Raw genomic sequence first — 24,835 nt, forward strand, 5'->3', positions numbered from 1 at the left:
AGGTCTTATTGAATATGATTGCTATTTGCATTTAAAATCAGGGCCTGGTTTTTTAACTGAAACGATTATGACTTCAATGACCCTTGATTTACCTCGTCGCTTTCCCTGGCCAACGTTACTTTCCGTCGGCATCCATGGTGCTGTAGTGGCGGGTCTATTGTATACCTCGGTACATCAGGTTATTGAACTGCCTGCGCCAGCGCAGCCGATCTCCGTTACCATGGTCGCGCCTGCCGATCTCGAACCGCCCCAGGCCGTTCAGCCGCCGCCGGAACCCGTAGTCGAGCCAGAACCGGAACCAGAGCCAATCCCGGAGCCGCCAAAAGAGGCGCCGGTAGTGATTGAGAAACCGAAGCCCAAGCCTAAACCGAAGCCAAAACCGGTGAAAAAAGTGGTAGAGCAGCCCAAACGTGATGCTAAACCCGCAGAGCCGCGCCCGGCATCCCCATTTGAAAATACGGCGCCTGCGCGTCCAACGACCAGTACCGCGCCGGCAACCAGTAAAGCAGCGGTAAGTGCGCCAGCAGGTCCTCGCGCTTTAAGCCGTAATCAGCCGCAGTATCCTGCGCGAGCGCAAGCGCTGCGCATAGAAGGTCGTGTTAAAGTTAAATTTGATGTGACGCCGGATGGCCGTGTTGAAAACGTGGAAATTCTGTCCGCGCAGCCGGCGAATATGTTTGAGCGTGAAGTGAAAAATGCGATGCGCAGATGGCGCTATGAGGCCGGGAAACCGGGTTCCGGACTGGTAGTGAATATCGTGTTCCGTCTGAACGGCGCAACGCAGATTGAATAAGGCGCAGGCCGGATTTGGCGGTTCGCCGCCATCCGGCAATAAGCAATGAACTGAGTGATTGCCGGAGGGCGATGCTATCGTGACTTATCAGCCCAGGGTAGGGATCGGACGTGGCTTACCGTCTTTATCAACGGCAACATAGATAAACAGGGCTTCGGTGGCTTTGTAGCGCTGGCCGATAGGTTCTGAAGCAACTTTCTTCACCCAGACTTCAATATTAATGCTGATCGAGGTCGTCCCGCGCTTCACGCAGCGCGCATAGCAACAAACCACATCGCCTACGGCAACCGGGCGTAAAAAGCTCATTCCTTCAACGCGCACCGTTACCACACGACCATGTGCGATCTCTTTGGCCTGAATAGCGCCACCTATATCCATTTGTGACATCAGCCAGCCGCCAAAAATATCACCGTTCGCATTGGTATCGGCAGGCATAGCCAGAGTGCGTAAAACCAGTTCACCCTGGGGAGTATTATTCGTTGTTGTCATTGTTGAACCGACTATAGAGAAAGATTACAGGCGCGATGCTACTAGAATTTGCGCGTTGAGAACAGAGGGATGCGGCGTGTGAAGTGGAAGTAAGCCGGGTTAGCGGTAATGAGGAACCTGAGGGGATAAAAATTCGCCAGATCGGTTGATCTGGCGGACATGTATTACGATTTATCTTCCTGCGGCAGATGGCGGTAAATATAGACACCGCTCAGCAGCGTAAAGAATAAGGTCAGGGCTGTCAGGCCGAATACTTTAAAGTTGACCCAAATATTCTGCGGCAGCCAAAAAGCGATATAGATATTCGCCAGGCCACAGAGAATGAAAAAGACGGCCCAGGCTAAATTAAGCTTCGACCAGACCTGCTGCGGCAGGGTCAGCTCTTTGCCTAACATGCGCTGAATCAGTGGCTTTTTCATCACCCACTGGCTAACCAGCAGCGCACTGGCAAACAGTCCGTAAATCACCGTAACTTTCCACTTAATGAATTCATCGTTGTGGAAGAAGATAGTCAGGCCACCGAACACGGCAACCAGAACAAAGGTGATTAACGCCATCTTCTCGACCTTGCGGTAGCGAACCCAGCTGTAAATCAAAACCACAGCCGTCGCGACAATCAGTGCCGAGGTCGCCGCGTAGATGTCGTAAAGCTTATAAAAGGCAAAAAAGACAACCAGCGGTAAAAAATCAAGAAACTGCTTCATTCTTCATTCCGTCATCAAAAGCACCAGGCCTGCGCCCGGTATGCGTTCAGGGTTTATTGGCGAATCAGCATGTACAGGCGGAACAAATAGATCAGCAACACGGCGGAGATCATATTGCTCAGCGTATTCGCCAATACCGCGCCTACGTTCGGCGTAAGTACCGCAAAACTTGGCGCAAAAAGCAACAGCAGCGTTTTAGCCAGCAGCCAACCGATCACTGCCGGCGCGACCAGTCGCATATTAGACCATGCCAGACGCATACTGTTGCGCATTGCGGCAAAGACACCCATTTTATCCTGTACCAACATCACCGGTGCGAGAGCTAACAGGATAGCCAGCAGAATACCGGGTACGACCACCAGCATAATACCGATTTGCACCAGCAGAGTAGTCAGAAAAATCAGAATAAACAGCTTGGGCAACACTGGTGCACTGGCGCCGATGGCGCGTAACGCGCTGACCCGATGACCTGCTGAAATCAGCTGAATCATCAGGATGATACCTCCCGCGAGGATGGCATTACCAATCAGGCCTGAAAATGTCGACGCCGCGGAAGCGCGTAGCAGAATTTGCTGTTGCTCCGGGGTCATATTTTGTACCAGATCGAACAGACCTACGCTACTGGTTAACTGATCCCCTTCACTGAGCTGCGCAATTTGTGCGTCACTGGGAGAAAAGGCATGCCCTAACACCACTGTGATAAACGCGCACAACAACGATACCAGCAAGATGGTAATGAATTGATTACGGAAAAAGTTTCCCGTGTCACGGTAAACGGATTTCGCCGTGATAGACATGCACTCTCCTTGAGTTTTGCAGGTGTTCATTTGCGGGCAATTGTACCCTGGATAACTCTACAGTGGCAGCATCGCGCGATGTATGGAAAGGCATATCTTTGTAAAGCTCCGGTAATTTTTGGCTATCACTTCAGCGTTATGCAAGAACGCTGGTTGTTCTCTGCGCATCATGGGCAAATAAGCAACGCTTTCCATCAGCAGGTATCGGATACTTGCATGGCGAAAATATATCAAAATTGATCTGAATTAATTTAACCAGGATTTTGAATGCAAGTTCTAACTTAATCTGGATCAATAAATGTTAAATTATCAAAGTCAATGTGATCCAGGTAAGATCACTTATTACTCCAATGTGGGTATATTTGTTCCGCTTTTATAACCATAACGATGGAGCGGACATGAAAAAATTAACAGTTGCAGCAGTGGCTTTAACAACTCTTCTCTCTGGTAACGCATTTGCGCATGAGGCTGGAGAATTCTTCATTCGTGCGGGTTCTGCCACCGTCAGGCCGACGGAAGGTGCGGGGGGGACGCTGGGAAGCTTAGGTGGCTTTGATGTCAGTAATAACACCCAGTTGGGTCTGACATTCACCTACATGGCAACCGACAATATCGGTGTTGAATTACTGGCAGCCACGCCGTTCCGTCACAAAATAGGGACTGCTGCGACGGGCGATATTGCCACTGTTCACCATTTACCGCCGACATTAATGGCACAGTGGTACTTCGGTGATTCCAGCAGCAAACTGCGTCCTTACGTTGGTGTTGGTGTGAACTACACCACCTTCTTCGACGAAAGTTTTAACGATAACGGCAAAAAAACCGGCTTATCGGACCTTAGCCTGAAAGATTCCTGGGGTGCGGCAGGGCAAGTCGGTATGGACTATCTGATTAACCGCGACTGGCTGATTAACATGTCGGTCTGGTACATGGATATCGACACCACCGCAAGTTATAAAATGGGTGGCGTCCAGCAGCGAGACAGCGTACGTCTCGATCCGTGGGTGTTTATGTTCTCTGCGGGTTATCGTTTTTAAGCTCTTCTGCAAAGCCCTTCGGCAAAACTGGTCATTTGATGACCAGTTTTGCCAACTCTTCAGCATTAACGAACATCATTCCAATGGTATTTTTTACCCGTTGTGTCCATGATGAAAATCTCCTTTTGGTAGTTTATTAACCAGGATTTCATTGACTTTTTCGCGTTGCCCTGACGATGGATGCCAAGCCACAATTCTGCAAGAGAGTTAAGATCATCGGCAGACCACGGCGTATTATAATCTCCAGTGAACTTTGTTTTCTCATCGACTAAATGGCTGTACCAAATATACATCGGGATTTGTAATGCCTCTTTAGGCGGTCTAACACCACCATGAGAATAAACCACCGAGCGAGCGGGATCACGGATCAGCGCATGATCGGAAAAATACATTACTGATGAGCGAGTGTTTTCCAGCGCATTGAATATAGTACCCATCAGTTCATCAGTATAGCGAATTGAGTTATCATAACAATCGTCAGCTTTACTCTGGCCAAATAAGACAGTATGACTTTCCGGAAAACGTTGACAGGAAGGTTCATGACTGCCATATAAATGCAGGACAATAAGTTTCTTACCTGGCTTCTGCAATGCCTTATGTAATAACGGCAACAACGCCTCATCATAGCCATATTCTATCCATTCATGCTGATGTGCATTCATGGCAATCCCGGTAATTATATTGTTATGCGCCTCTCCATTTCCCTGGCGACTGTACCAGTATGTATCATAGCCAGCCTGGTTGGTGATATTAATAATATTATCGCTGTAATTACGCGGGTGACGGGCTTGCACTGAGTCAGCAGTAAGTGCCAGGGGGACGGCCATGATTGTTACCGGTGCAGGCGCAATCGCGTTATGAAACAGTAAAAGTTGCTGCTTTTGTTTGATAAGTTCAGGGGTGGTATCCCTTGTGTATCCATATATTCCCATATTTAACGCACGCGCAGATTCCCCGACGATCAGTATATAGTTTTCGATCCCTGTATCACTTACTGTTATCTTATAATTGGGAATGTTTGTACCGATATCAGAAATTATGGCGTTATCTTGCATAGCCTGCATGAACTCTTTTCCGGTACTTACTGGAGTAGAGCGGATGACTCGTTGCACCAGACTTTCAACATTACTTTTCCTTATCTGGTGGAGATAAGCTTGCGAAAACAAAAAGAAAATTATCAAGCCCAAAATAACTATTGGGTAGTGACGAAATCGATAGGGTACAGGTCTCGCGCCAGTGTTTATAGAGTAAATAAAAAACATTACAAGTGTAAAGAACGTAACACAGTCGCGCCAATATAATCTCAGCATCGCTATTGCTTCACTGGGAGTTGTATTTAAAACACTTAACGCAAATCCATAACTGAATTCTGAGTTGTAATTATTCCAGGCATGCAATTGAAGAGTGATATCAGCTGCGACGGGTATTAAAATTAAAGCAGCCAGAATATTTCTGAAAAAGACATACTGTAGGCATCGTAATGAAAGCATGATCATGAAAAACACAAGTGTCCGATTAATCACAGTGTTATATTTTGCAGTTAATATATTAACACTGGCAATAATTAACACGGAAATAATTAGCGGAATAATTTTAAGTGGGCGTAAACCACTTCTGACCATTTGAAGGTTAAATTGGATAGACATGATTTTTAATTTATGGACCCAGATATCCTGACAAACAAAATATGTTTTAAACATAAGAATTTTCTTCTTATGTGCTTTTATTGTTTACTTATGCAATTATTGAGGGTGAATAAGTTACATGTAGCAACCTCACAGACCTGTCTCAGGTGTGATCGCCGTTATGTCGTTTTATTCAATGCTATTTAGTCGTTATCCTGTGGTTTGATCCCTTTGGCTTTCTGAATATTTTTAAAAGGTGAATTTGAGTTAAGTGCAAATAGTCCTGGTGCATCCTGCATTTATAAACAACTAATTTACACGTTAATAACATGACCTAAGTGAAATTATCAAGACCTTGCAAAAATAACGCTATTACTCTGATACTATAATGATTTTAGTCTTGATGAGCCAATGCAATATTCACATTTAATATGATATTTACGTAAATCATTACTAAAACTTTATGATATTGATGCGTTCAGCGTTTCGCTGCTCATCTCTTAAACATTGCAAACAACGGCAACATCTCAGATCGGATGTGGGATGGGCAGAGCTATTCGCTACCTATGAATATGTTCTGTAAAAATACGAGGATACCGTGCCCGGTTTCAGCCATAACTGTGAAGGCTGTGATTAAGATTAGCCCCCTGAATCGTCAGTGGTGTATTTCTCTTCTTCGATGTAATGCTACTCTTTAAGCAAACTGGCTTTGAGGGTATTGACGATGCTAACCCGCCATCAACTCCAACAAAAAATCACGTTTCTGGAACCGTTCACCGGCGATGATACGGCCGAATTTGCCGTAAGCGTGGCTCGTGAGCTGCTGAATTACATGGATAAAATGGAGATTCTGGAGAAACTTATGGCCACTCCGGTTAAACTGCCTTATTGCAGCGCCAGCCCGGTTTGTGAGATTGAAGCGGGGTACGCCGCTGGTGTGAACGACTGCCGTGAGGCTATCCGTCGGGCAGGGTATCCCATTGAAGGCGATGCTTAGTTTGCATTTATGTTAACAAATATGTGCTTTTGTTGTATAAATCGGTAACTTCAGCGCGCGCAACGGCGAGCTTTTACTCATCAGCGAAGGGGCGATAAATATTCTCAATCAACGTACAGCGCAGTTATGCACCAACATAAACGGGTAACCGGTTTGGCAATATGTTAACTAGCAGGGTGGACTCGTGAAGATTGTGCAGGATAAGCTCAGAAACAAGCAGGCATTGCTGGTATCAGGGCTCATTACGTTGATATTTACTTCGTTATTTCTGTTTATTATCTATGAGCAGCGGATAGCGGCAGCCAGTGAAGGTGTTAATCGCCTGCAGGCGCGCATGATGGACATTTTTAACGATAACGAGCTGATCGCCGACGCGATTGGCGAACGCTATCACCATATCAAAACGGGCGAGCAATGTGGCGATATTTCACAATTTGTTCCCCGCAATGATGATGAATGGGGCATTAACGCCGACCCAAAGCGGCTGCATTCGGCGACGGGGACAATTATTGCCCAGAGAACCAGTCATAATGCGTTGTGTATGTATACGGCGGCGGAGTTTATTCGCGGGATGGTCAATGAGCTAAACCCGGGGAGCTTCGATGCGCATCGTTACATTATCGCCAAAAACTCAGATTATTTTTACTGGTTTATGGCTTCCGATTCGCGCCATTTCAGCTTCTCCAATTCTGAAATGGCGCGGGATATCACCAACTTTTTCTATCCACCTGTCGATTTCTATACCCGACTGTTGCAAAAAAACGTCAAAAACAAAGCCCTTAGTTCAACGAACTTCTATACCGATAAAATTACCGGTGAAAAAGCTTACAGCGTGGTGAGCTATATCTACGATCTGTCGGGTAAAGAGATATCAGACCAAATCGTGGCCTATCTGGTCTATGACCATTCAAAGCCGGAACTGCAGGAAGCGTTGGCTCAAGCCTTTGACTACCGCCTTCCACCTGAGCTGAATGTGGAGTTGGTGAATTTAACCAACAATGAGAGCCTTTGTTTATCCGGTAGATGTACAGGCCAGTCCCGCTATATGGTGCGCAATTTTTCGGAGAAATATGCGCTGCACTATTCGCTGTCATTAGGCCGTTTTATGGTGCGTGATTCGCATGCCGGAATTGTGATCCTGCTGGCGCCGTTCTTTTTCATCATCATCAGTTTCTCACTAAAATCCTGGCTGAATGAAAGCGACCTAAAGGTTTATATCGACACGCTGACCGGTTGTTTTAACCGCCGAATTCTCGACATCATCAAGCGTCGTGATTTATCGCACTGCTCGGTTGTGTTACTGGATTGCAATAAGTTCAAGGCTGTCAATGATACCTGGGGCCATGCGGCAGGTGACCGGGCGCTGCAAATTATCGCTAACAGAATGCTGTCTAACACCCGAACCAGCCACGATATTGTGATTCGTACCGGCGGGGATGAGTTTATGATCCTGCTGTTTCGCTCGCAGGCAAGTGACGCTATCGCCATTGCTCAGCGTATTAGCGGGCAGGTGACCAGCCATGTGTTTGTGGTGGACGGGCATACCGTGCCATTGTCAGTGTCGTGGGGGATTGCGGAAGTGAACGGCGAGCTGGATGTGGCAATTCAGAATGCGGATAACGCCATGTACAAAATGAAGAACACCAAAAAAGGGTAAAACCGCCAGAAGTCTCTGGCGGTTGATTTAGCTTAGTAAGGCGTGGCCGCTTTCATCGCGCTGACAAAGGCTTTCAGCTCAGCCAGCATCTGCTCAGGTGCGGCAACATTCTTCTCAATGATTTTCACAATCGCTGAGCCGGAAATTGCCCCGGCAGCACCGGCTTCAATCGCGCCGGTGACCTGGTCTGGCGCAGAGATACCAAATCCCTGTAATGACGGGGGTGCACCATATTCTTTCAGCTTTTCGACCAGATGATGCAGCGGTAACGCCGCACGATTTTCAGCGCCGGTCACGCCGGCACGCGAAAGCAGATAGGTATAGCCGCGACCGTAAGAGGCAATCTGGCGCAGCAGTTCTTCATCAGCGTTCGGCGGGCAGATAAAAATAGGCGCAATGTTGTGGCGGAGCGCCGCAGCTCTGAATGGCGCAGACTCCTCAACAGGCACATCGGCCACTAATACGGAATCCACTCCGACTTTCTCGCACTGAGCGTAGAATTCGTCAATCCCCTTGCTGAACACCAGGTTGGCATACATCAGCAGACCAACTGGAATGGTGGGGTGTTTCTGGCGAATCAATGCCAGCATCTCAAAGCATTGTGACGGTGTCACGCCTGCGGCAAATGCCCGCAGTGTGGCTTCCTGTATGGTCGGACCGTCCGCCAGCGGATCGGAGAACGGAATGCCGAGTTCAAGCGCATCAGCGCCGGCTTCGATCAGCGTATCAATGATTTTCAGTGACTGTTCAACTGACGGATCGCCCAGGGTTACGAAGGGGACAAAAGCACCTTCTTTGCGGTCCTTCAGCTGTGCAAAAAGATTTTCGTAACGTTCCATCAGATTTCCCCTCGCGCTTTCAGAATATCGTGTACGGTGAAAATGTCTTTGTCGCCGCGACCGGAGAGATTTACCACCAGTAATTGCTCTTTTTCCGGATTTTCACGCATCATTTTCAGGGCGTGTGCCAGGGCATGGGAGGACTCCAGCGCCGGGATAATCCCCTCATGTAAACACAGCGTTTTGAAGGCTTCCAGCGCTTCATCGTCGGTGATTGAAACATAATCGGCGCGACCGATGCTGTTCAGGTATGCATGCTGCGGCCCGACAGACGGGAAATCCAGACCTGCGGAAATAGAGTAAGACTCTTCAATCTGTCCTTCTTCGGTCTGCATCATCGGGGATTTCATGCCAAAGTAAATCCCGACACGACCGTGTTTTAACGGTGCGCCGTGTTCACCGGATTCGATCCCGTGACCGCCTGGCTCTACGCCAATCAGACCGACGCTGGTTTCATTAATAAAATCGGCAAACATACCAATGGCGTTAGAACCACCGCCCACGCAGGCGATAACAGCGTCCGGCAAACGACCTTCTTTTTCCAGGATCTGCGCTTTTGTTTCTTCGCCGATCATGCGCTGGAATTCACGTACAATGGTCGGGAAGGGATGCGGTCCTGCCGCCGTCCCGAGCATATAGTGCGCGGTATCGTAGCTGCCAGACCAGTCGCGCAGGGCTTCGTTACAGGCATCCTTCAGCGTTGCAGAACCGCTATGAACAGGAATGACTTCTGCCCCCATCAGACGCATACGGAAAACGTTAGGCGACTGACGCTCAACGTCTTTCGCACCCATATAAATACGGCACTTCAGACCCAGCAGCGCACTGGCTAGCGCCGATGCGACGCCGTGCTGACCTGCGCCGGTTTCGGCGATGATTTCCGTTTTCCCCATACGCTTCGCCAGTAACGCCTGACCCAACACCTGGTTAGTTTTGTGCGCGCCGCCGTGCAGTAAATCTTCACGCTTAAGATACAGCGTGGTGTTGGTTCCGTGAGTAATGTTCTGGCATTTGGTCAGCGCAGTTGGACGACCAGCATAGTTTTTCAGCAGATCGGTAAACTGCGCCTGAAACTCAGGATCTTTTTGCGCGCTGACGAAAGCTTCTTCCAGTTGACGCAGAGCAGGCATCAGAATTTGTGGCACATACATACCGCCAAATTCACCAAAGTACGGATTGAGTAATGTTGTCATGTCCTTTTCCTTAATATGCGCGCAGCGTCTGAAAGACCGAAGCCAGAAGTCGTGCATCTTTGATGCCCGGCTGTGACTCTACGCCAGAATTAAAATCGAGCCCGGCACAGCCGGTTTTTGCCGCGTTGACACAATTATCAGCGCCAAGTCCGCCAGCCAGTAAAACGTTTTCCAGCGATTGCCCGCCTAAAAGCGACCAGTCGAAGCGTTGACCGCTACCACCCTGGCCGTTGTCGAACACGTATTTATCGACATGCTGATAATCCCGGGCCGGCAACGTTTCGCCAACACTCAGCGCTTTCCAGATTTGCACCTGTTTGGGCAGCGCATCGTGCAGAGCGTCAACATAGGTCTGATCTTCGCTCCCATGCAGTTGCACCGCAGTCAGTCCCAGGGCCAACGCTTTATCGCGCACTTCGGTAATCTCGGTGTTGCGGAACACGCCGACATACTGTAATGGCGCGCCGCTCATCACTTCCCGCGCCTGCTCAACGCTAACTACGCGCGGAGATGAGGGCACAAAAATCAACCCGCCATATATGGCGCCCGCTTCATATGCCGCGTTTGCATCCTGAGCCCGGGTCAAACCGCAGACTTTGTTCTCGCCAAGCAGAACCCGACGCACAGCGGCGTGCAGGTCATCATGCGACATCAGCGCAGAGCCAATCAGAAAACCGTTGGCGAAGTGGCTGAGTTCGCGTACCTGGCCGTAGGTATTAATACCGGACTCGCTGATGACGGTTACGCCATGGCCCAGACGTGGCGCCAGTTGGCGGGTGCGATTCAGATCAATCGACAGGTCACGTAAATCGCGGTTGTTAATACCGACGACTTTCGCGCCAAGCGCAATCGCGCGTTCCAGCTCTTCTTCGTTGCTGACCTCGGTCAGAACACCCATTTTCAGGCTATGGGCCACGGCGGCGAGTTGACGATATTGCTCATCGTCCAGTACTGACAGCATCAGCAGGCAGGCGTCCGCCTGGTAGAAACGCGCCAGGTATATCTGGTAAGGATCGATAATAAAGTCCTTACACAGGATGGGTTGCGACGCGATACGGCTGACGATGGGCAGGAAATCAAAGCTGCCCTGGAAATATTTTTCATCGGTCAGTACGGAAATCGCTGAAGCATAATGTTTATACACGTCCGCAATCTGTGCCGGGTCGAAGTCATCACGGATCACACCTTTCGATGGCGAGGCTTTTTTGCACTCCAGAATAAAGGCGGTACGTGCGCCTTGCAGCGCATCGTAGAAATCACGAGCGCTGGGTTGTACATCATTCTGAAAGCTGGCCAGCGGTTGTTGCTGTTTGCGGGCTTCTACCCAAATCGCCTTGTCAGCGACAATTTTCGCTAAAACGGTTTGCATCATTTACCCTCTTGCTGCCAGCGCAGTGACACGGTCGTAGGCCGCGCCGCTACGCAGCACATTTATCACGGTTTGCGCATTAGTTTTTAAATCTTCTTCACCGTGCAGGCGCATTAACATGGCGACATTCGCGGCAACGGCTGCTTCGTGAGCGGCTTCACCTTTACCTTGTAACAAGCGACTAAGAATGTCACGGTTTTCTTCCGGCGTACCGCCCGCCAGCTGTTCCTGATGGTACGGCGTCAGGCCAAAGTCTTCCGCCGTCAGTTGATAACTCTTGATTTCGCCATCATGCAGCTCTGCCACAATAGTCGGCGCATGCAGCGAAACCTCATCCATGCCGCCGCTGTGTACGACCGCGGCACGCTGATACCCCAATACACGCAGCGTTTCAGCAATCGGCAGCACCAGTTCCGGGCTGTATACGCCGATCAGCGCCAGCGGGGGATGCGCCGGGTTAATCAACGGACCGAGCACGTTAAACAGCGTGCGGGTTTTTAACTGTTGTCGTACCGGCATGGCGTGGCGAAAACCGGTGTGGTATTTCGGTGCAAACAGGAAGCACACACCGAGATCGTCAAGCGCCTGACGGGATTTATCGGCGTTCATGTCCAGATTAATGCCAAATGCCGCCAACAGATCCGAAGAGCCCGATTTACTGGAGACGCTGCGGTTGCCGTGTTTGGCCACTTTCAGTCCACAGGCCGCCGCAACAAAGGCGCTGGCCGTGGAGATATTGATACTGTTGCTACCGTCGCCGCCGGTACCGACAATATCGGCAAACAGATAATCAGGACGCGGGAACGGGGCGGCGTTTTCCAGCAGCGCGGTTGCCGCGCCGGCAATTTCATGCGGGTGTTCGCCACGAATTTTCATGCTCACCAGGGCCGCAGCGAGTTGTTCCGGCTTCAGTTCACCGCGTACTACGGCCGAGAACAGTTGGTGGCTTTCCTGTTGGGACAGCGTCTGAGCCTGATACAGTTTCTCCAGAATAGGTTGCAGCGTATTGGTCTGTTCGAGTTTCTGTTGCGCCCATGCCAGCGTTTGCTCGAGCAGAAGCGCGCCCTGGGTGGTGAGGATCGATTCCGGATGGAACTGGAAGCCACACACGCGGTCGGTATCGTGACGGACCGCCATCACCATGCCGTTAAAGTGGGCGTTGATGGTCAAACCGGCTGGAACGTTGCTGCCAACAAGCGAGTGGTAACGCGCTACCGGCAATGGATTTGCCAGACCGCTGAACATTGCCTGACCGTCATGTTCAATACTGGATGCTTTACCGTGCAGGATCTCTCCGGCCTGACCGACATAGCCGCCGTAGGCTTCAACAATCGCCTGATGCCCCAGACAAATACCGATAATCGGCAGCTTACCGCGCAGGCGGGTTAACAGCTCCGGCATGCAGCCCGCTTCGCTTGGCGCACCGGGTCCCGGAGAGAGCATCAGCACCGGGTTTTTCATGGTTGCTAAGCGGTCAATTAACGTCTGGGCCGGAATATGGTTGCGGTAAATCACCACGTTGTGACCATTAGTACGCAGCTGATCCGCCAGGTTATAGGTAAATGAGTCGATGTTATCGAGCAGCAGAATGTCAGCCATTAGAAGGTCTCCTGTGCGTGGTGCGCGGTGGCGATAGCACGTAAAACCGCACGCGCTTTATTACGGGTTTCATCGGCTTCAGACTGCGGTACAGAATCCAGAACAATTCCGGCACCGGCTTGTACGGTGGCAATACCGTCTTCCACGAGTGCGGAACGAATCACAATACAGGTATCCAGATCGCCATGGGCGGTAAAGTAGCCTACCGCGCCGCCATAGCTACCACGGCGACGACCTTCGGCCTCGGCGATAAGCTGCATGGCGCGAACTTTCGGCGCGCCGCTTAGCGTGCCCATATTCATACAGGCGCGGTACGCATGCAGCACATCCAGATCGCTACGCAGTTCGCCGACCACGCGGGAAACCAGGTGCATCACGAAGGAGTAGCGATCCACTTTGGTCAGGTCTGCAACGTAGCGGCTGCCCGGCGTACAGATACGCGCCAGGTCGTTACGCGCAAGGTCAACCAGCATCAGGTGCTCGGAAAGCTCTTTATGATCGGTACGCATCTCCAGCTCGATACGGCTGTCGAGATCGCGGTCCAGCGAGCCATCCGCACGGCGACCGCGCGGACGCGTCCCGGCAATCGGGTAGATCTCAATCTGCCGGCTGGTGGCATCATATTTCAGCGAGCTTTCCGGGGAGGCGCCGAACAGCGTGAAATCGTTGTCCTGCATGAAAAACATATACGGGCTGGGATTACTTTTCTTCAGCACATAGTAGGCCGCCAGCGGTGACGGGCAGGGCAATGAGAATCGGCGGGACGGAACCACCTGGAAAATCTCGCCTGCGCGAATGGCTTTTTGCATCCCGCGCACCACAGCGCCAAATTCTTCATCGCTCTGGTTACATTCGCAGCGCATCTGCGGAATTTCTGTCACGGGCAGTGGCGGAGCTGGCTCGGTAAGCTGCTGGCTCAGTTGTGCCAGACGAGCGTTCAGACGCTGTTTTTCGCCATCGCTGGGGGTAAATACGCTGGCCTGAATGCGGGTACTTTTCTTTTGGTGGTCGATGACCATCAGCGTTTCAGCCAGATAGAAGCAGTAGTCCGGGCAACGGTTACCTGCTTCAAGCTGAGGTAAATCTTCAAAACCGGCGACCAGGTCATAGGAAAACAGACCGCCGAAGAACATCGCTTCACGTTCTTGCGCAGGGACGTTGACCAGTTCCTGCAATAAACGGAAAGCATCAAATACGGAAAGGGAACATAAGCGGGCGTCTTCATCCAGCAACGGGCTTACATTGGGAAATTTCAAATGGCGTATGTTCGGCTGTTGTTCGTTTTCAACGCCAGCAGGCAGCGTTGCATCCAGCAGGGGCAGCAGCGATGCGCCGTTCGCGGAGAGCGCCTTAATAGTGACAGTGTCACCCAGGGCGGTGATGCGTAACGCGCTGTCGACCAGCAACAGGCTCTTCAGATCATCTTTGCTGTTGATATCTGCAGATTCAAGCAGCAGTGTCGCTGGACGAGCGCCACATACCTGATGAAACAGCGCCGTCGGATTCTCACGGTAGGCGGCATCGCAGGTAAGCAGTTCGAGTGTCGGTTTTGGTGTTTGCATCGTTGTTCTCATTAATTTTGTTCAAAAAAAAGCCCGCTCAGTTGGCGGGCCGGGTATCTGGTTGCATATTGCAGACGTAAGACACTGCCCGAAATCAGGAAGTGCGCCACCAACCGTGCAGAACAAATGTTGCTTTCATCTCAGATACCTTCTTCATGTGAACTTGCGTACTAGTTAACTAGTTCGATGGAATAAAGTCAACACCTGATTTCAGTAAATTTGTCGAAACCGCTATGATGGGCGTGTTACGACATTTATTGAAATGGGAGCCGCCTTGAGCGACACGAATTACGCAGTGATTTATGACCTGCACAGTCATACTACAGCCTCCGATGGGCGATTAACCCCTGAAGCCTTAGTACACCGTGCGGTAGAGATGCGAGTCGGCACACTGGCGATCACCGATCATGACACCACGGGCGGTATTGCGGCGGCAAGAGAAGAAATTTCACGTTCGGGTTTAGCGTTAAATCTGATCTCGGGCGTCGAGATTTCAACGGTGTGGGAAAATCATGAGATCCATATTGTGGGTCTGAATATAGATATTTCTCATCCATTGATGTGCGAGTTTTTGGCGCAACAAACGGAGCGCCGTCAGCAGCGCGCGCGCTTGATTGCTGAACGACTCGACAAAGCGCATATCCCCGGCGCATGGGAAGGCGCGTTGCGTCTGGCAGATGGCGGGGCGGTCACGCGGGGACATTTTGCGCGTTTTCTGGTGGAATGCGGAAAAGCCACGACTATTGCAGATGTTTTTAAAAAATACCTTGCCCGTGGGAAAACCGGTTACGTTCCGCCGCAGTGGTGTACAATAGAACAAGCTATTGATGTCATTCATCATTCTGGCGGTAAGGCAGTTCTGGCTCATCCGGGGCGGTACGATCTTAGCGCTAAGTGGCTGAAAAGACTGGTTGCATACTTCGCTGAACACCGCGGTGACGCGATGGAAGTGGCGCAGTGCCAACAGTCTCCCAATGAACGCACCCATCTGGCGACGCTTGCGCGCCAGCATCAATTGTGGGCATCGCAAGGATCTGATTTTCATCAGCCCTGCCCGTGGATTGAACTGGGTCGTAAACTCTGGTTGCCCGCAGGCGTAGAAGGCGTCTGGCAACTTTGGGAACAGCCTGAGATTACAGAGAGGAAACTATGAGCCAGTTTTTTTATATTCATCCCGAAAACCCGCAGCAGCGGCTGATCAATCAGGCCGTTGAAATCGTGCGTAAGGGCGGGGTGATTGTCTATCCAACCGATTCCGGCTATGCGTTGGGCTGCAAAATTGAAGATAAAGGCGCAATGGAGCGCATTTGTCGCATTCGCCACCTGCCGGACGGACACAACTTTACGCTGATGTGCCGTGACCTGTCCGAACTGTCGACCTATTCGTTTGTCGATAACGTGGCTTTTCGTTTGATTAAAAATAACACGCCGGGCAACTACACCTTTATCCTGAAAGGGACGAAAGAAGTGCCACGCCGATTGTTGCAGGAAAAACGTAAAACCATCGGCCTGCGTGTGCCGTCGAATCCGATTGCGCTGGCGCTGCTGGAAGCGCTGGGCGAACCGATGCTTTCTACGTCGCTGATGCTGCCGGGCAGCGAATTTACCGAATCTGACCCGGAAGAGATTAAGGATCGCCTGGAGAAGCAGGTGGAGTTGATTATCCACGGCGGCTATCTCGGCCAGCAGCCGACCACGGTCATCGATTTAACTGACGATTCTCCGGTGGTCTTGCGTGAAGGCGTCGGCGACGTTAGACCTTTCTTATAAGGGCGTGAACCGCTATACTACGCGGCCTTAAAATGGCGCTGACTGGCGCCGTTGATTCTCCTGTTCGACGCCTGTGAAGGCGACATCTAAAGGAAGCTCTATGAGCGAAAAGTTACAAAAAGTGCTGGCGCGCGCCGGCCACGGTTCTCGCCGTGAAATTGAAACCATTATTGCCGCGGGCCGTGTGAGCGTTGATGGTAAAATTGCCACGCTCGGCGATCGCGTTGAAGTGACGCCGGGTCTGAAAATCCGTATCGACGGTCATCTGATTTCGGTTAAAGAGTCTGCGGAACAAATCTGTCGCGTTCTGGCCTATTACAAACCAGAAGGTGAACTGTGTACCCGTAACGATCCGGAAGGTCGTCCGACCGTGTTTGATCGTCTGCCAAAACTGCGCGATGCGCGCTGGATTGCCGTTGGGCGTCTGGATGTGAATACCTGCGGTTTACTGTTGTTCACTACCGACGGTGAATTGGCAAACCGTCTGATGCATCCAAGCCGTGAAGTTGAGCGTGAATATGCGGTGCGTGTGTTTGGTCAGGTTGATGACGCGAAACTGCGCGATCTGAGTCGTGGCGTACAGCTGGAAGATGGTCCGGCGGCGTTTAAAACAATCAAGTTCAGCGGTGGTGAAGGGATCAACCAGTGGTACAACGTCACGCTGACCGAAGGACGTAACCGTGAAGTACGTCGCCTGTGGGAAGCTGTAGGCGTGCAGGTAAGTCGTCTTATCCGTGTCCGTTACGGCGATATCCCGCTGCCGAAAGGGCTGCCGCGTGGCGGCTGGACGGAGCTTGATCTTGCGCAGACCAACTATTTGCGTGAACTGGTGGAACTGAAGCCGGAAACGACCTCTAAAGTTGCCGTCGAGAAAGATCGTCGTCGGATGAAAGCAAATCAGATCCGTCGTGCGGTGAAGCGCCACTCACAGGTCGGCAGCAGCCGTCGTCCGGGCGGTCGCAGCAACAACGGTTAATCATGACCAGGCCTGATAAGCAAAGCGCCATCAGGCGTTACCGTGGAGCCGGATGCGGCGCAAGCGCCTTATCCGGCCTGCTGTCAGTAATCAATTCCCATCTGAGCTTTCACGCCCGCTTCAAACGCGTGCTTAACCGGGCGCAGCTCGCTGACCGTATCTGCTAACTCCAGAATATCGCGATGACATCCCCGACCGGTGATAATCACCGTTTGATGGGCTGGGCGCGCATTTAAGGCATTGATAACCTCTTCAAGCGGCAGATAGTCGTACGCCACCATATAGGTCAGTTCGTCCAGGATAACCATATCCAGTTGAGCGTCAGCCAGCATTCGCTTTCCATGTTCCCATACGGCCATACAGGCTGCGGTATCCGCCTCGCGGTTTTGCGTGTCCCAGGTAAATCCTGTCGCCATAACCTGAAACTCTACGCCATGGGGTTCGAGTAAGTTTCGTTCACCGTTTGGCCAGGTACCTTTAATAAATTGCACCACGCCGACTTTTTTACCATGGCCCACCGCACGCGTGGCAGTCCCGAACGCTGCGGTGGTTTTACCCTTACCGTTTCCGGTGAACACGATAATGATTCCGCGTTCATCCTTTGCAGCGGCAACGCGGGCATCAACCCGCTCTTTAACGCGCTGCTGGCGTTGCTGGTAGCGTTCTTCACTCATTGAGCTATTCCTGGTTTACGGCCCGGTTGGGCATCGAAAGTCATACCGGTTTTACGGCGGCTGTCATCGCCCATCAGCCACAGATAGAGCGGCATAATATCGGCGGGAGTTTTCAATTTTTGCGGATCTTCAGTTGGAAATGCGCTGGCTCGCATGCCGGTACGCGTACCGCCTGGATTGATACAGTTTACGCGCAGGTGACGGTTCTGATATTCATCTGCCAGAACCTGCATCATGCCTTCGGTAGCGAATTTGGAAGTGGCATACGCTCCCCAATTGGCGCGTCCCTGGCGACCGACGCTGGAAGAGGTAAAGACCAGCGATCCGGCATCGGATTTCAGTAATAGCGGCAGCAATGCCTGGGTCAGCATAAAGGTGGCATTCACATTTACCTGCATGACATCTTGCCAGACCTGCGGATTTTGTTCGCTCATCGGACAAATATCACCCAGTAATCCGGCATTATGGAGAACACCATCCAGACGTGGAAAATGTGCGGCAATGCGCTGTGCAAGCTGGTGGCATTCTTCAGACGTACAAGTGAGCAGATCCAACGTGAACCAGTGTGGCTGCGTACCGTTTTCATCGGCAATAGTGCGGGCAACCTGGCGCAGTTTTTCTTCGTTACGCCCAAGCAGAATCACGGTCGCGCCGTATCGCGCATAGGTCTGTGCGGCTTCACGTCCGATACCATCACTGGCACCGGTAATCAGAATAATGCGGTCCTGTAAAAGGTCTTGTTTAGGTTGATAATGCACGGCTACTCCTCGGCAACGCTCTGGCCTTCTCGTTCGCGATAACGTTTCGGCTTTATGCCTTAAACCCTGTTCTTTTTCAATCAGCCAAAGGCAATAACACCGCAAAATGAACGCTTTGTCATGCTTTTTGCTGATTCTGCGCCAGGATGGATGAAGCAAGACGGGTTAAGCAGCCTGTTGTACACTGAGCGGAAATAGCGTTGTTTAACCAAGGTGGGTCTCGTGGAATTGTTGTCTGAATATGGGCTGTTTTTGGCAAAAATTGTCACTGTCGTGGTGGCTATTGCGGTAGTTGTGATGCTGATTGTGAACGCGACACAACGCAAGCGTCAGCGCGGGGAGCTGCGGGTTATTAACCTCAGCGAGCAATATAAAGAGATGAAGGATGATCTGTCGCTGGCGTTACTGGACGGGCATCAGCAAAAATTCTGGCATAAGGCGCAGAAAAAGAAACAGAAACTGGAAGCGAAGGCAGCCAGGGCAAAAGCGAAGCTGGGAGACAGTACATCATCTGATAAACCACGTGTATGGGTGCTGGATTTTAAAGGCAGCATGGACGCCCATGAGGTCAGCGCGTTACGTGAGGAAGTGACGGCGGTGTTGGCTGTCGTTAAACCGCAGGATCAAGTGGTGGTTCGCCTGGAAAGCCCGGGCGGTGTGGTTCATGGTTATGGTCTGGCTGCGTCGCAGTTACAGCGTTTGCGCGATAAGCAGATTCCGTTGACCGTAACGGTGGATAAAGTCGCCGCGAGCGGTGGATATATGATGGCCTGCGTAGCCGATAAAATTGTCTCAGCGCCGTTTGCTATTGTCGGCTCTATTGGCGTCGTGGCGCAGATCCCGAACTTTAACCGCTTTCTGAAAGGGAAGGATATTGATATCGAACTGCACACCGCCGGGCAGTATAAGCGTACGCTGACGCTGCTGGGTGAAAACACGGAAGAAGGGCGGCAAAAATTCCGCGAAGATCTGAATGAAACCCATCACCTGTTTAAAGATTTTGTGCAGCGCATGCGTCCGACTCTGGACATTGAACAGGTGGCCACCGGCGAACACTGGTTTGGGCAACAGGCGCTGGCAAACGGGCTGGTGGATGAAATCAATACCAGCGACGAAGTGATTCTCGGGCTAATGGAAGGTCGCGAAGTGTTAAGCGTTCGCTATATGCAGCGCAAAAAACTGATGGATCGCTTTACCGGGAGTGCGGCCGAGAGCGCCGATCGTTTGCTACTGCGCTGGTGGCAGCGAGGACAGAAACCGCTGATGTAAAATTGTCATTGCCGGATGGTGATGCTAAAGCATCTTATCCGGCCTTGAGGATCGTAACATCCCGGGCCGGATAAGGCGGAGCCGCCATCCGGCAAATCATTTCTTGTATTAATCGATCAAGTGATACTTTTCAGAAAGTACGTGCGCCAGGTGCTTAAACATATTAAACACCGCCGTACTCTTGGGCGTCGGAAGCCCTTGTTCGTCTAAAAAGTAATCTCCGCTGAAAACCAGCACGCCATTTCGCTGCGTAACGCCGGTGGCGACAATTCCCGCCAGCGTGTCCTCATGCTCACGAATGATTTTGTTGGCTTCAATCAGCAGCGTTTCGCGATCGATAGGTTGCGTGTCTTTATGCATTATTTACTCCTTAAACAAGGACATTAGTCTACGCCGAGCCCGGCTTATGGGCAAATATTCCCTGACATAAATGAAGGTCTTACGTCGGGGTTGCAACTGGCGGGATTTGTTTTTGCATGCTAATAAAGTTGCGTAACGCATTTTATCAGGTACAGTGTGACGCTTTCGTCAATCTGGCAACAGATTTGCTTGACATTCGACCAATACTTCGTCGTGCTATAGCGTTTGTGAGCAAAAAAGCCTGTTAACTCAGTTACATGAGAGTTACATTACAAGCGCGAAAAAGTTTAAGGGGTTGATATCCGCCGACGCAGAGACCATATCAATGTCTCGTCGCCAGTGGAAGGTGAATCAACGTGCGACGCATTCTGGAAGAATCAAATTAGGTAAAGGTGAATATGGGTAAAGCTCTTGTCATCGTTGAGTCCCCGGCAAAAGCCAAAACGATCAACAAGTATCTGGGTAATGACTACGTGGTGAAATCCAGCGTTGGTCATATCCGTGATTTGCCGACCAGTGGCTCAGCAACTAAAAAGAGCGCCGACTCAACCTCCACCAAAACGGCTAAAAAGCCCAAAAAGGATGAACGTGGCGCTCTCGTCAACCGCATGGGTGTTGACCCGTGGCACAACTGGGATGCGCGCTATGAAGTGCTGCCTGGTAAAGAGAAAGTTGTTTCTGAACTGAAGCAACTGGCTGAAAAAGCCGACCACATCTATCTCGCAACCGACCTTGACCGCGAAGGGGAGGCCATTGCATGGCACCTGCGGGAAGTGATCGGCGGCGATGACGCACGCTACAGCCGTGTGGTGTTTAACGAAATTACTAAAAACGCTATTCGTCAGGCGTTTGAAAAACCGGGCGAACTGAACATCGACCGGGTTAACGCGCAACAGGCGCGCCGCTTTATGGACCGCGTGGTGGGCTATATGGTGTCGCCGCTGCTGTGGAAAAAAATTGCGCGTGGTCTGTCAGCAGGCCGCGTACAGTCGGTTGCCGTGCGTCTGGTGGTTGAGCGCGAACGCGAAATCAAAGCATTTGTTCCAGAAGAGTTCTGGGAAATTGGTGCTGACACGACCACGCCTGGAGGCGATGCGTTGCCGCTTGAGGTGACGCACCAGAATGATAAACCGTTCCGCCCGGTCAATCGGGAACAAACGCTTGCCGCTGTCAGCCTGTTGGAAAAAGCGCGCTATAGCGTTCTGGAACGTGAAGATAAACCGACCAGCAGCAAGCCAGGCGCGCCGTTTATTACCTCCACGCTACAGCAGGCTGCGAGTACGCGACTGGGTTTTGGCGTGAAGAAAACCATGATGATGGCGCAGCGCTTGTATGAAGCGGGCTACATCACCTATATGCGTACTGACTCAACCAACCTGAGCCAGGATGCGGTGAACATGGTTCGCGAGTACATCAGCGATAATTTTGGCAAAAAATATCTGCCGGAGAGCGCGAACCAGTACGCCAGCAAAGAGAACTCTCAGGAAGCGCACGAAGCTATCCGTCCTTCCGATGTCGCCGTACAGGCGGAATCGCTGAAAGACATGGAAGCTGATGCGCAAAAACTGTACCAACTGATCTGGCGTCAATTTGTTGCCTGTCAGATGACGCCGGCGAAATACGACTCCACCACCTTAACCGTGGGCGCGGGTGATTTCCGCCTGAAAGCGCGTGGTCGTATTCTGCGTTTCGATGGCTGGACCAAAGTGATGCCTGCATTGCGTAAGGGCGATGAAGATCGCATCTTACCGGCCGTGGATAAAGGCGATACGTTGACGCTTGTCGAACTGACGCCAGCGCAACACTTTACCAAACCGCCTGCACGTTTCAGTGAAGCCTCGCTGGTTAAAGAGCTTGAAAAGCGGGGTATTGGTCGTCCATCAACGTATGCGTCGATTATTTCCACGATTCAGGATCGCGGCTATGTTCGTGTTGAGAACCGTCGCTTCTATGCTGAAAAAATGGGTGAAATCGTCACCGATCGTCTGGAAGAAAACTTCCGCGAATTGATGAACTACGATTTTACCGCGCAGATGGAAGACAGCCTCGACCAGGTGGCGAATCACGAAGCCGAATGGAAAGGCGTACTCGACAACTTCTTCACCGATTTTACTCAGCAACTGGATAAAGCCGAAAAAGATCCTGAAGAGGGCGGTATGCGTCCGAACCAGATGGTGCTGACCAGTATTGATTGCCCGACCTGCGGACGCAAGATGGGTATTCGTACCGCCAGCACCGGCGTTTTCCTCGGCTGTTCCGGCTATGCGCTGTCGCCGAAAGAGCGTTGCAAAACCACCATTAACCTGGTGCCGGAAAACGAAGTGCTGAACGTGCTGGAAGGCGATGACGCGGAAACGAACGCTCTGCGCGCCAAACGTCGCTGCCAGAAGTGCGGTACGGCGATGGACAGCTACCTTATCGATCCTAAGCGTAAGCTGCATGTATGTGGTAATAACCCGACCTGCGACGGCTACGAGATCGAAGAGGGTGAATTCCGCATCAAGGGGTATGACGGTCCTATCGTTGAGTGCGAAAAATGTGGTTCTGAAATGCACCTGAAAATGGGGCGTTTCGGTAAGTACATGGCGTGTACCAACGACGAGTGCAAAAACACTCGTAAGATCCTGCGTAACGGTGAAGTCGCTCCGCCGAAAGAAGATCCGGTTCCGCTGCCGGAACTGCCGTGTGAAAAATCTGACGCGTATTTTGTGTTACGTGATGGCGCGGCAGGTATCTTCCTGGCGGCAAATACGTTCCCGAAATCACGTGAGACCCGCGCGCCGTTAGTGGAAGAGCTGTACCGCTTCCGCGATCGTCTGCCGGAAAAACTGCGCTATCTGGCAGACGCGCCGCAGACTGACCCGGATGGCAACAAGTCCATGGTTCGTTTCAGCCGTAAAACCAAGCAGCAATACGTTGCCGCTGAGAAAGACGGTAAGGCGACCGGTTGGTCAGCGTTCTTTGTTGACGGTAAATGGGTAGAAGGGAAGAAATAACGGCATTCCGCCTGAATTCTTCCTTAAAGGGTCGCGTAAGCGGCCCTTTTCGTTTCTGGCGTATTATTTTTTGTCATGCCTATACAGCTTACATAGAAATGATATAGTGGTTATAGTTAACACGTTTTTTATTATTAAATCGTATTAGCAGCGCTAACGAGCCTGCTCTGAAACGATGATCTGATGGCATAAATCGGGATGGCTTGACATGAAATTACAGCAGCTTCGCTACATTGTTGAGGTGGTGAACCACAACCTTAATGTCTCCTCAACGGCGGAAGGGCTTTATACCTCCCAGCCAGGCATCAGTAAGCAAGTTCGTATGCTTGAAGATGAACTTGGCATCCAGATTTTTGCCCGTAGCGGCAAGCACCTGACGCAGGTTACGCCAGCGGGGCAGGAAGTCATCCGTATTGCGCGTGAGGTTCTGTCGAAGGTGGATGCCATTAAGTCGGTGGCCGGCGAACATACCTGGCCGGACAAAGGCTCGTTATACATCGCGACGACCCACACGCAAGCACGTTACGCACTGCCAAACGTGATTAAAGGTTTTATTGAGCGTTACCCTCGCGTCTCTTTGCACATGCACCAGGGATCGCCGACGCAAATCGCCGAAGCGGTATCGAAAGGGAATGCAGACTTTGCCATTGCGACAGAAGCCCTGCATCTGTATGACGATTTGGTGATGCTGCCTTGCTATCACTGGAACCGCTCGATCGTCGTGACGCCGGATCATCCGCTGGCGGGAAAAGCGTCCATTTCTATTGAAGAGTTAGCGCAGTATCCGCTGGTCACCTACACCTTCGGTTTTACCGGGCGTTCGGAACTGGATACCGCGTTTAACCGTGCGGGTCTGGAACCGCGTATAGTATTTACCGCGACCGATGCCGATGTCATTAAAACCTATGTGCGTCTAGGGCTTGGGGTGGGGGTGATTGCCAGCATGGCGGTTGATCCCGTCTCCGACCCAGATCTTGTACGTGTTGACGCGCACGATATCTTCAGTCATAGCACCACCAAAATTGGTTTTCGTCGCAGCACGTTTTTACGCAGTTACATGTATGATTTTATTCAACGTTTCGCGCCGCATCTGACGCGAGATGTGGTGGATACTGCGGTAGCGTTGCGTTCTAACGATGATATAGAAGCCATGTTTAAAGATATTAAATTGCCTGAGAAATAATACCGGCTGTTACCTCGTCGGTATCCTTCTGCATAAAGCGATACCGACGGGAGACGCTGAATTAATCGATAATTTACAGTGAATAAATTAACCATATATAGTTTATGGAAAAGGTTCTCTAAAGTAGTTTCAAATTAGTCAGCTTGCCAAAAATTCCTTTCAAATATTGATAACCGATCAAACAATCG

At 51.1% G+C, this 24,835-nt stretch carries 23 protein-coding genes, 1 pseudogene and 1 other annotated feature; of the genes and pseudogenes, 10 read left to right on the forward strand and 14 right to left on the reverse strand.

Translation table 11 applies throughout. The features are described 5' to 3' along the window. The first annotated feature begins 76 nt into the window (after window positions 1–76). Window positions 77–793, forward strand: coding sequence for a TonB system transport protein TonB (gene tonB / locus ICA20_RS11775; protein WP_038643203.1), 717 nt, complete (start codon window positions 77–79; stop codon window positions 791–793). 87 nt (window positions 794–880) lie between these two features. On the opposite strand, the gene yciA is transcribed toward tonB, so the two are convergent. From yciA to ICA20_RS11795, 4 genes and pseudogenes are all read right to left on the reverse strand, one after another. Continuing rightward, window positions 881–1,282 (reverse strand): acyl-CoA thioester hydrolase YciA, encoded by a 402-nt coding sequence (gene yciA, locus ICA20_RS11780; protein WP_038640996.1) that lies wholly within the window; start codon window positions 1,280–1,282, stop codon window positions 881–883. A 164-nt stretch (window positions 1,283–1,446) separates the two neighbouring features. After that, complete coding sequence (locus ICA20_RS11785) at window positions 1,447–1,986, reverse strand: septation protein A (RefSeq protein ID WP_038640994.1); 540 nt, start codon at window positions 1,984–1,986, stop codon at window positions 1,447–1,449. Window positions 1,987–2,039: 53 nt separating this feature from the next. Next, the gene (locus ICA20_RS11790; protein WP_038640992.1) at window positions 2,040–2,783 is read right to left on the reverse strand and encodes a YciC family protein; all 744 of its coding nucleotides are present in this window, start codon (window positions 2,781–2,783) and stop codon (window positions 2,040–2,042) included. A gap of 28 nt (window positions 2,784–2,811) precedes the next feature. Further along, window positions 2,812–2,898 (reverse strand): annotated as a pseudogene (locus ICA20_RS11795) (YkgJ family cysteine cluster protein); the annotation flags it as partial. Between the two features lie 283 nt (window positions 2,899–3,181). Between ICA20_RS11795 and ompW the strand changes: the two are divergent. Further along, window positions 3,182–3,820, forward strand: a complete 639-nt coding sequence (gene ompW, locus ICA20_RS11800; protein WP_038640990.1) for an outer membrane protein OmpW — start codon at window positions 3,182–3,184, stop codon at window positions 3,818–3,820. A gap of 65 nt (window positions 3,821–3,885) precedes the next feature. Here ompW and ICA20_RS11805 read toward each other — a convergent pair whose 3' ends face one another. Next, window positions 3,886–5,520: a phosphoethanolamine transferase gene (locus tag ICA20_RS11805; protein WP_306669595.1), complete on the reverse strand. Its 1,635-nt coding sequence runs from the start codon at window positions 5,518–5,520 to the stop codon at window positions 3,886–3,888. Between the two features lie 649 nt (window positions 5,521–6,169). On the opposite strand from ICA20_RS11805, the gene ICA20_RS11810 reads away from it, so the two are divergent. Further along, on the forward strand, window positions 6,170–6,442 hold the full coding sequence (locus tag ICA20_RS11810) for a hypothetical protein (RefSeq protein WP_038640988.1): 273 nt from the start codon (window positions 6,170–6,172) through the stop codon (window positions 6,440–6,442). Between the two features lie 184 nt (window positions 6,443–6,626). After that, window positions 6,627–8,099: a GGDEF domain-containing protein gene (locus tag ICA20_RS11815; protein ID WP_038640986.1), complete on the forward strand. Its 1,473-nt coding sequence runs from the start codon at window positions 6,627–6,629 to the stop codon at window positions 8,097–8,099. 32 nt (window positions 8,100–8,131) lie between these two features. On the opposite strand, the gene trpA is transcribed toward ICA20_RS11815, so the two are convergent. The 6 genes from trpA to trpL form a co-directional block, all read right to left on the reverse strand. Further along, the gene (gene trpA, locus ICA20_RS11820; protein WP_038640984.1) at window positions 8,132–8,938 is read right to left on the reverse strand and encodes a tryptophan synthase subunit alpha; all 807 of its coding nucleotides are present in this window, start codon (window positions 8,936–8,938) and stop codon (window positions 8,132–8,134) included. Next, complete coding sequence (gene trpB, locus ICA20_RS11825) at window positions 8,938–10,131, reverse strand: tryptophan synthase subunit beta (RefSeq protein ID WP_038640982.1); 1,194 nt, start codon at window positions 10,129–10,131, stop codon at window positions 8,938–8,940. The genes trpA and trpB overlap by 1 nt, the downstream gene beginning before the upstream one ends. A gap of 10 nt (window positions 10,132–10,141) precedes the next feature. After that, window positions 10,142–11,500, reverse strand: coding sequence for a bifunctional indole-3-glycerol-phosphate synthase TrpC/phosphoribosylanthranilate isomerase TrpF (gene trpCF, locus ICA20_RS11830; RefSeq protein WP_038643199.1), 1,359 nt, complete (start codon window positions 11,498–11,500; stop codon window positions 10,142–10,144). A gap of 3 nt (window positions 11,501–11,503) precedes the next feature. Continuing rightward, window positions 11,504–13,099, reverse strand: coding sequence for a bifunctional anthranilate synthase glutamate amidotransferase component TrpG/anthranilate phosphoribosyltransferase TrpD (gene trpD, locus ICA20_RS11835; protein WP_038640980.1), 1,596 nt, complete (start codon window positions 13,097–13,099; stop codon window positions 11,504–11,506). Beyond that, window positions 13,099–14,661: an anthranilate synthase component 1 gene (locus ICA20_RS11840; RefSeq protein ID WP_038640978.1), complete on the reverse strand. Its 1,563-nt coding sequence runs from the start codon at window positions 14,659–14,661 to the stop codon at window positions 13,099–13,101. The genes trpD and ICA20_RS11840 overlap by 1 nt, the downstream gene beginning before the upstream one ends. Window positions 14,662–14,684: 23 nt before the next feature. Continuing rightward, window positions 14,685–14,779: a sequence feature (Trp leader region), on the reverse strand. Further along, complete coding sequence (gene trpL, locus ICA20_RS11845) at window positions 14,756–14,800, reverse strand: trp operon leader peptide (protein WP_012905981.1); 45 nt, start codon at window positions 14,798–14,800, stop codon at window positions 14,756–14,758. (Overlaps the previous feature by 24 nt.) Window positions 14,801–14,923: 123 nt before the next feature. On the opposite strand from trpL, the gene rnm reads away from it, so the two are divergent. The 3 genes from rnm to rluB all read left to right on the forward strand — a co-directional run bounded on the left by rnm (window position 14,924) and on the right by rluB (window position 17,407). Beyond that, the gene (rnm, locus tag ICA20_RS11850; RefSeq protein ID WP_129694998.1) at window positions 14,924–15,814 is read left to right on the forward strand and encodes an RNase AM; all 891 of its coding nucleotides are present in this window, start codon (window positions 14,924–14,926) and stop codon (window positions 15,812–15,814) included. Next, window positions 15,811–16,431, forward strand: coding sequence for an L-threonylcarbamoyladenylate synthase (locus ICA20_RS11855; protein ID WP_038640974.1), 621 nt, complete (start codon window positions 15,811–15,813; stop codon window positions 16,429–16,431). Before rnm ends, ICA20_RS11855 begins: the two co-directional genes overlap by 4 nt. A 100-nt stretch (window positions 16,432–16,531) precedes the next feature. Further along, a complete protein-coding gene (gene rluB, locus ICA20_RS11860; protein ID WP_038640972.1) occupies window positions 16,532–17,407 on the forward strand; it encodes a 23S rRNA pseudouridine(2605) synthase RluB in 876 nt (291 codons plus the stop codon). Between the two features lie 83 nt (window positions 17,408–17,490). Here rluB and cobO read toward each other — a convergent pair whose 3' ends face one another. Further along, complete coding sequence (cobO, locus tag ICA20_RS11865) at window positions 17,491–18,081, reverse strand: cob(I)yrinic acid a,c-diamide adenosyltransferase (protein WP_038640970.1); 591 nt, start codon at window positions 18,079–18,081, stop codon at window positions 17,491–17,493. Further along, entirely contained in the window at window positions 18,078–18,839 is a 762-nt protein-coding gene (locus ICA20_RS11870; protein WP_038640968.1) for a YciK family oxidoreductase, read from the reverse strand. Before ICA20_RS11870 ends, cobO begins: the two co-directional genes overlap by 4 nt. A 222-nt stretch (window positions 18,840–19,061) precedes the next feature. Between ICA20_RS11870 and sohB the strand changes: the two genes are divergently transcribed. Next, a complete protein-coding gene (gene sohB / locus ICA20_RS11875; RefSeq protein ID WP_038640966.1) occupies window positions 19,062–20,108 on the forward strand; it encodes a protease SohB in 1,047 nt (348 codons plus the stop codon). Between the two features lie 108 nt (window positions 20,109–20,216). On the opposite strand, the gene ICA20_RS11880 is transcribed toward sohB, so the two are convergent. Continuing rightward, the gene (locus ICA20_RS11880; protein WP_003020616.1) at window positions 20,217–20,468 is read right to left on the reverse strand and encodes a YciN family protein; all 252 of its coding nucleotides are present in this window, start codon (window positions 20,466–20,468) and stop codon (window positions 20,217–20,219) included. 398 nt (window positions 20,469–20,866) lie between these two features. On the opposite strand from ICA20_RS11880, the gene topA reads away from it, so the two are divergent. After that, entirely contained in the window at window positions 20,867–23,464 is a 2,598-nt protein-coding gene (gene topA / locus ICA20_RS11885) for a type I DNA topoisomerase (protein ID WP_038640964.1), read from the forward strand. Between the two features lie 208 nt (window positions 23,465–23,672). Beyond that, window positions 23,673–24,647, forward strand: a complete 975-nt coding sequence (gene cysB / locus ICA20_RS11890; RefSeq protein WP_038640962.1) for an HTH-type transcriptional regulator CysB — start codon at window positions 23,673–23,675, stop codon at window positions 24,645–24,647. Window positions 24,648–24,835 lie beyond the last annotated feature (188 nt).

The organism is Citrobacter sp. C5_2 (genome assembly GCF_014596845.2).
GTDB classification, from domain to species: Bacteria; Pseudomonadota; Gammaproteobacteria; order Enterobacterales; family Enterobacteriaceae; genus Citrobacter; species Citrobacter werkmanii.

Excerpts from the sequence above, each read along its gene's own strand:
- ICA20_RS11790 (WP_038640992.1), bottom strand. The coding sequence starts at position 2,783 with ATGTCTATCACGGCGAAATCCGTTTACCGTGACACGGGAAACTTTTTC.
- ICA20_RS11785 (WP_038640994.1), bottom strand. The coding sequence starts at position 1,986 with ATGAAGCAGTTTCTTGATTTTTTACCGCTGGTTGTCTTTTTTGCCTTT.
- ICA20_RS11810 (WP_038640988.1), top strand. The coding sequence starts at position 6,170 with ATGCTAACCCGCCATCAACTCCAACAAAAAATCACGTTTCTGGAACCG.
- trpB (WP_038640982.1), bottom strand. The coding sequence starts at position 10,131 with ATGACAACATTACTCAATCCGTACTTTGGTGAATTTGGCGGTATGTAT.
- ICA20_RS11855 (WP_038640974.1), top strand. The coding sequence starts at position 15,811 with ATGAGCCAGTTTTTTTATATTCATCCCGAAAACCCGCAGCAGCGGCTG.
- ICA20_RS11805 (WP_306669595.1), bottom strand. The coding sequence starts at position 5,520 with ATGTTTAAAACATATTTTGTTTGTCAGGATATCTGGGTCCATAAATTA.
- ICA20_RS11880 (WP_003020616.1), bottom strand. The coding sequence starts at position 20,468 with ATGCATAAAGACACGCAACCTATCGATCGCGAAACGCTGCTGATTGAA.
- topA (WP_038640964.1), top strand. The coding sequence starts at position 20,867 with ATGGGTAAAGCTCTTGTCATCGTTGAGTCCCCGGCAAAAGCCAAAACG.
- ICA20_RS11840 (WP_038640978.1), bottom strand. The coding sequence starts at position 14,661 with ATGCAAACACCAAAACCGACACTCGAACTGCTTACCTGCGATGCCGCC.
- rluB (WP_038640972.1), top strand. The coding sequence starts at position 16,532 with ATGAGCGAAAAGTTACAAAAAGTGCTGGCGCGCGCCGGCCACGGTTCT.
- ompW (WP_038640990.1), top strand. The coding sequence starts at position 3,182 with ATGAAAAAATTAACAGTTGCAGCAGTGGCTTTAACAACTCTTCTCTCT.
- tonB (WP_038643203.1), top strand. The coding sequence starts at position 77 with ATGACCCTTGATTTACCTCGTCGCTTTCCCTGGCCAACGTTACTTTCC.
- rnm (WP_129694998.1), top strand. The coding sequence starts at position 14,924 with ATGGGAGCCGCCTTGAGCGACACGAATTACGCAGTGATTTATGACCTG.
- yciA (WP_038640996.1), bottom strand. The coding sequence starts at position 1,282 with ATGACAACAACGAATAATACTCCCCAGGGTGAACTGGTTTTACGCACT.
- trpD (WP_038640980.1), bottom strand. The coding sequence starts at position 13,099 with ATGGCTGACATTCTGCTGCTCGATAACATCGACTCATTTACCTATAAC.
- trpA (WP_038640984.1), bottom strand. The coding sequence starts at position 8,938 with ATGGAACGTTACGAAAATCTTTTTGCACAGCTGAAGGACCGCAAAGAA.
- trpCF (WP_038643199.1), bottom strand. The coding sequence starts at position 11,500 with ATGCAAACCGTTTTAGCGAAAATTGTCGCTGACAAGGCGATTTGGGTA.
- cobO (WP_038640970.1), bottom strand. The coding sequence starts at position 18,081 with ATGAGTGAAGAACGCTACCAGCAACGCCAGCAGCGCGTTAAAGAGCGG.
- cysB (WP_038640962.1), top strand. The coding sequence starts at position 23,673 with ATGAAATTACAGCAGCTTCGCTACATTGTTGAGGTGGTGAACCACAAC.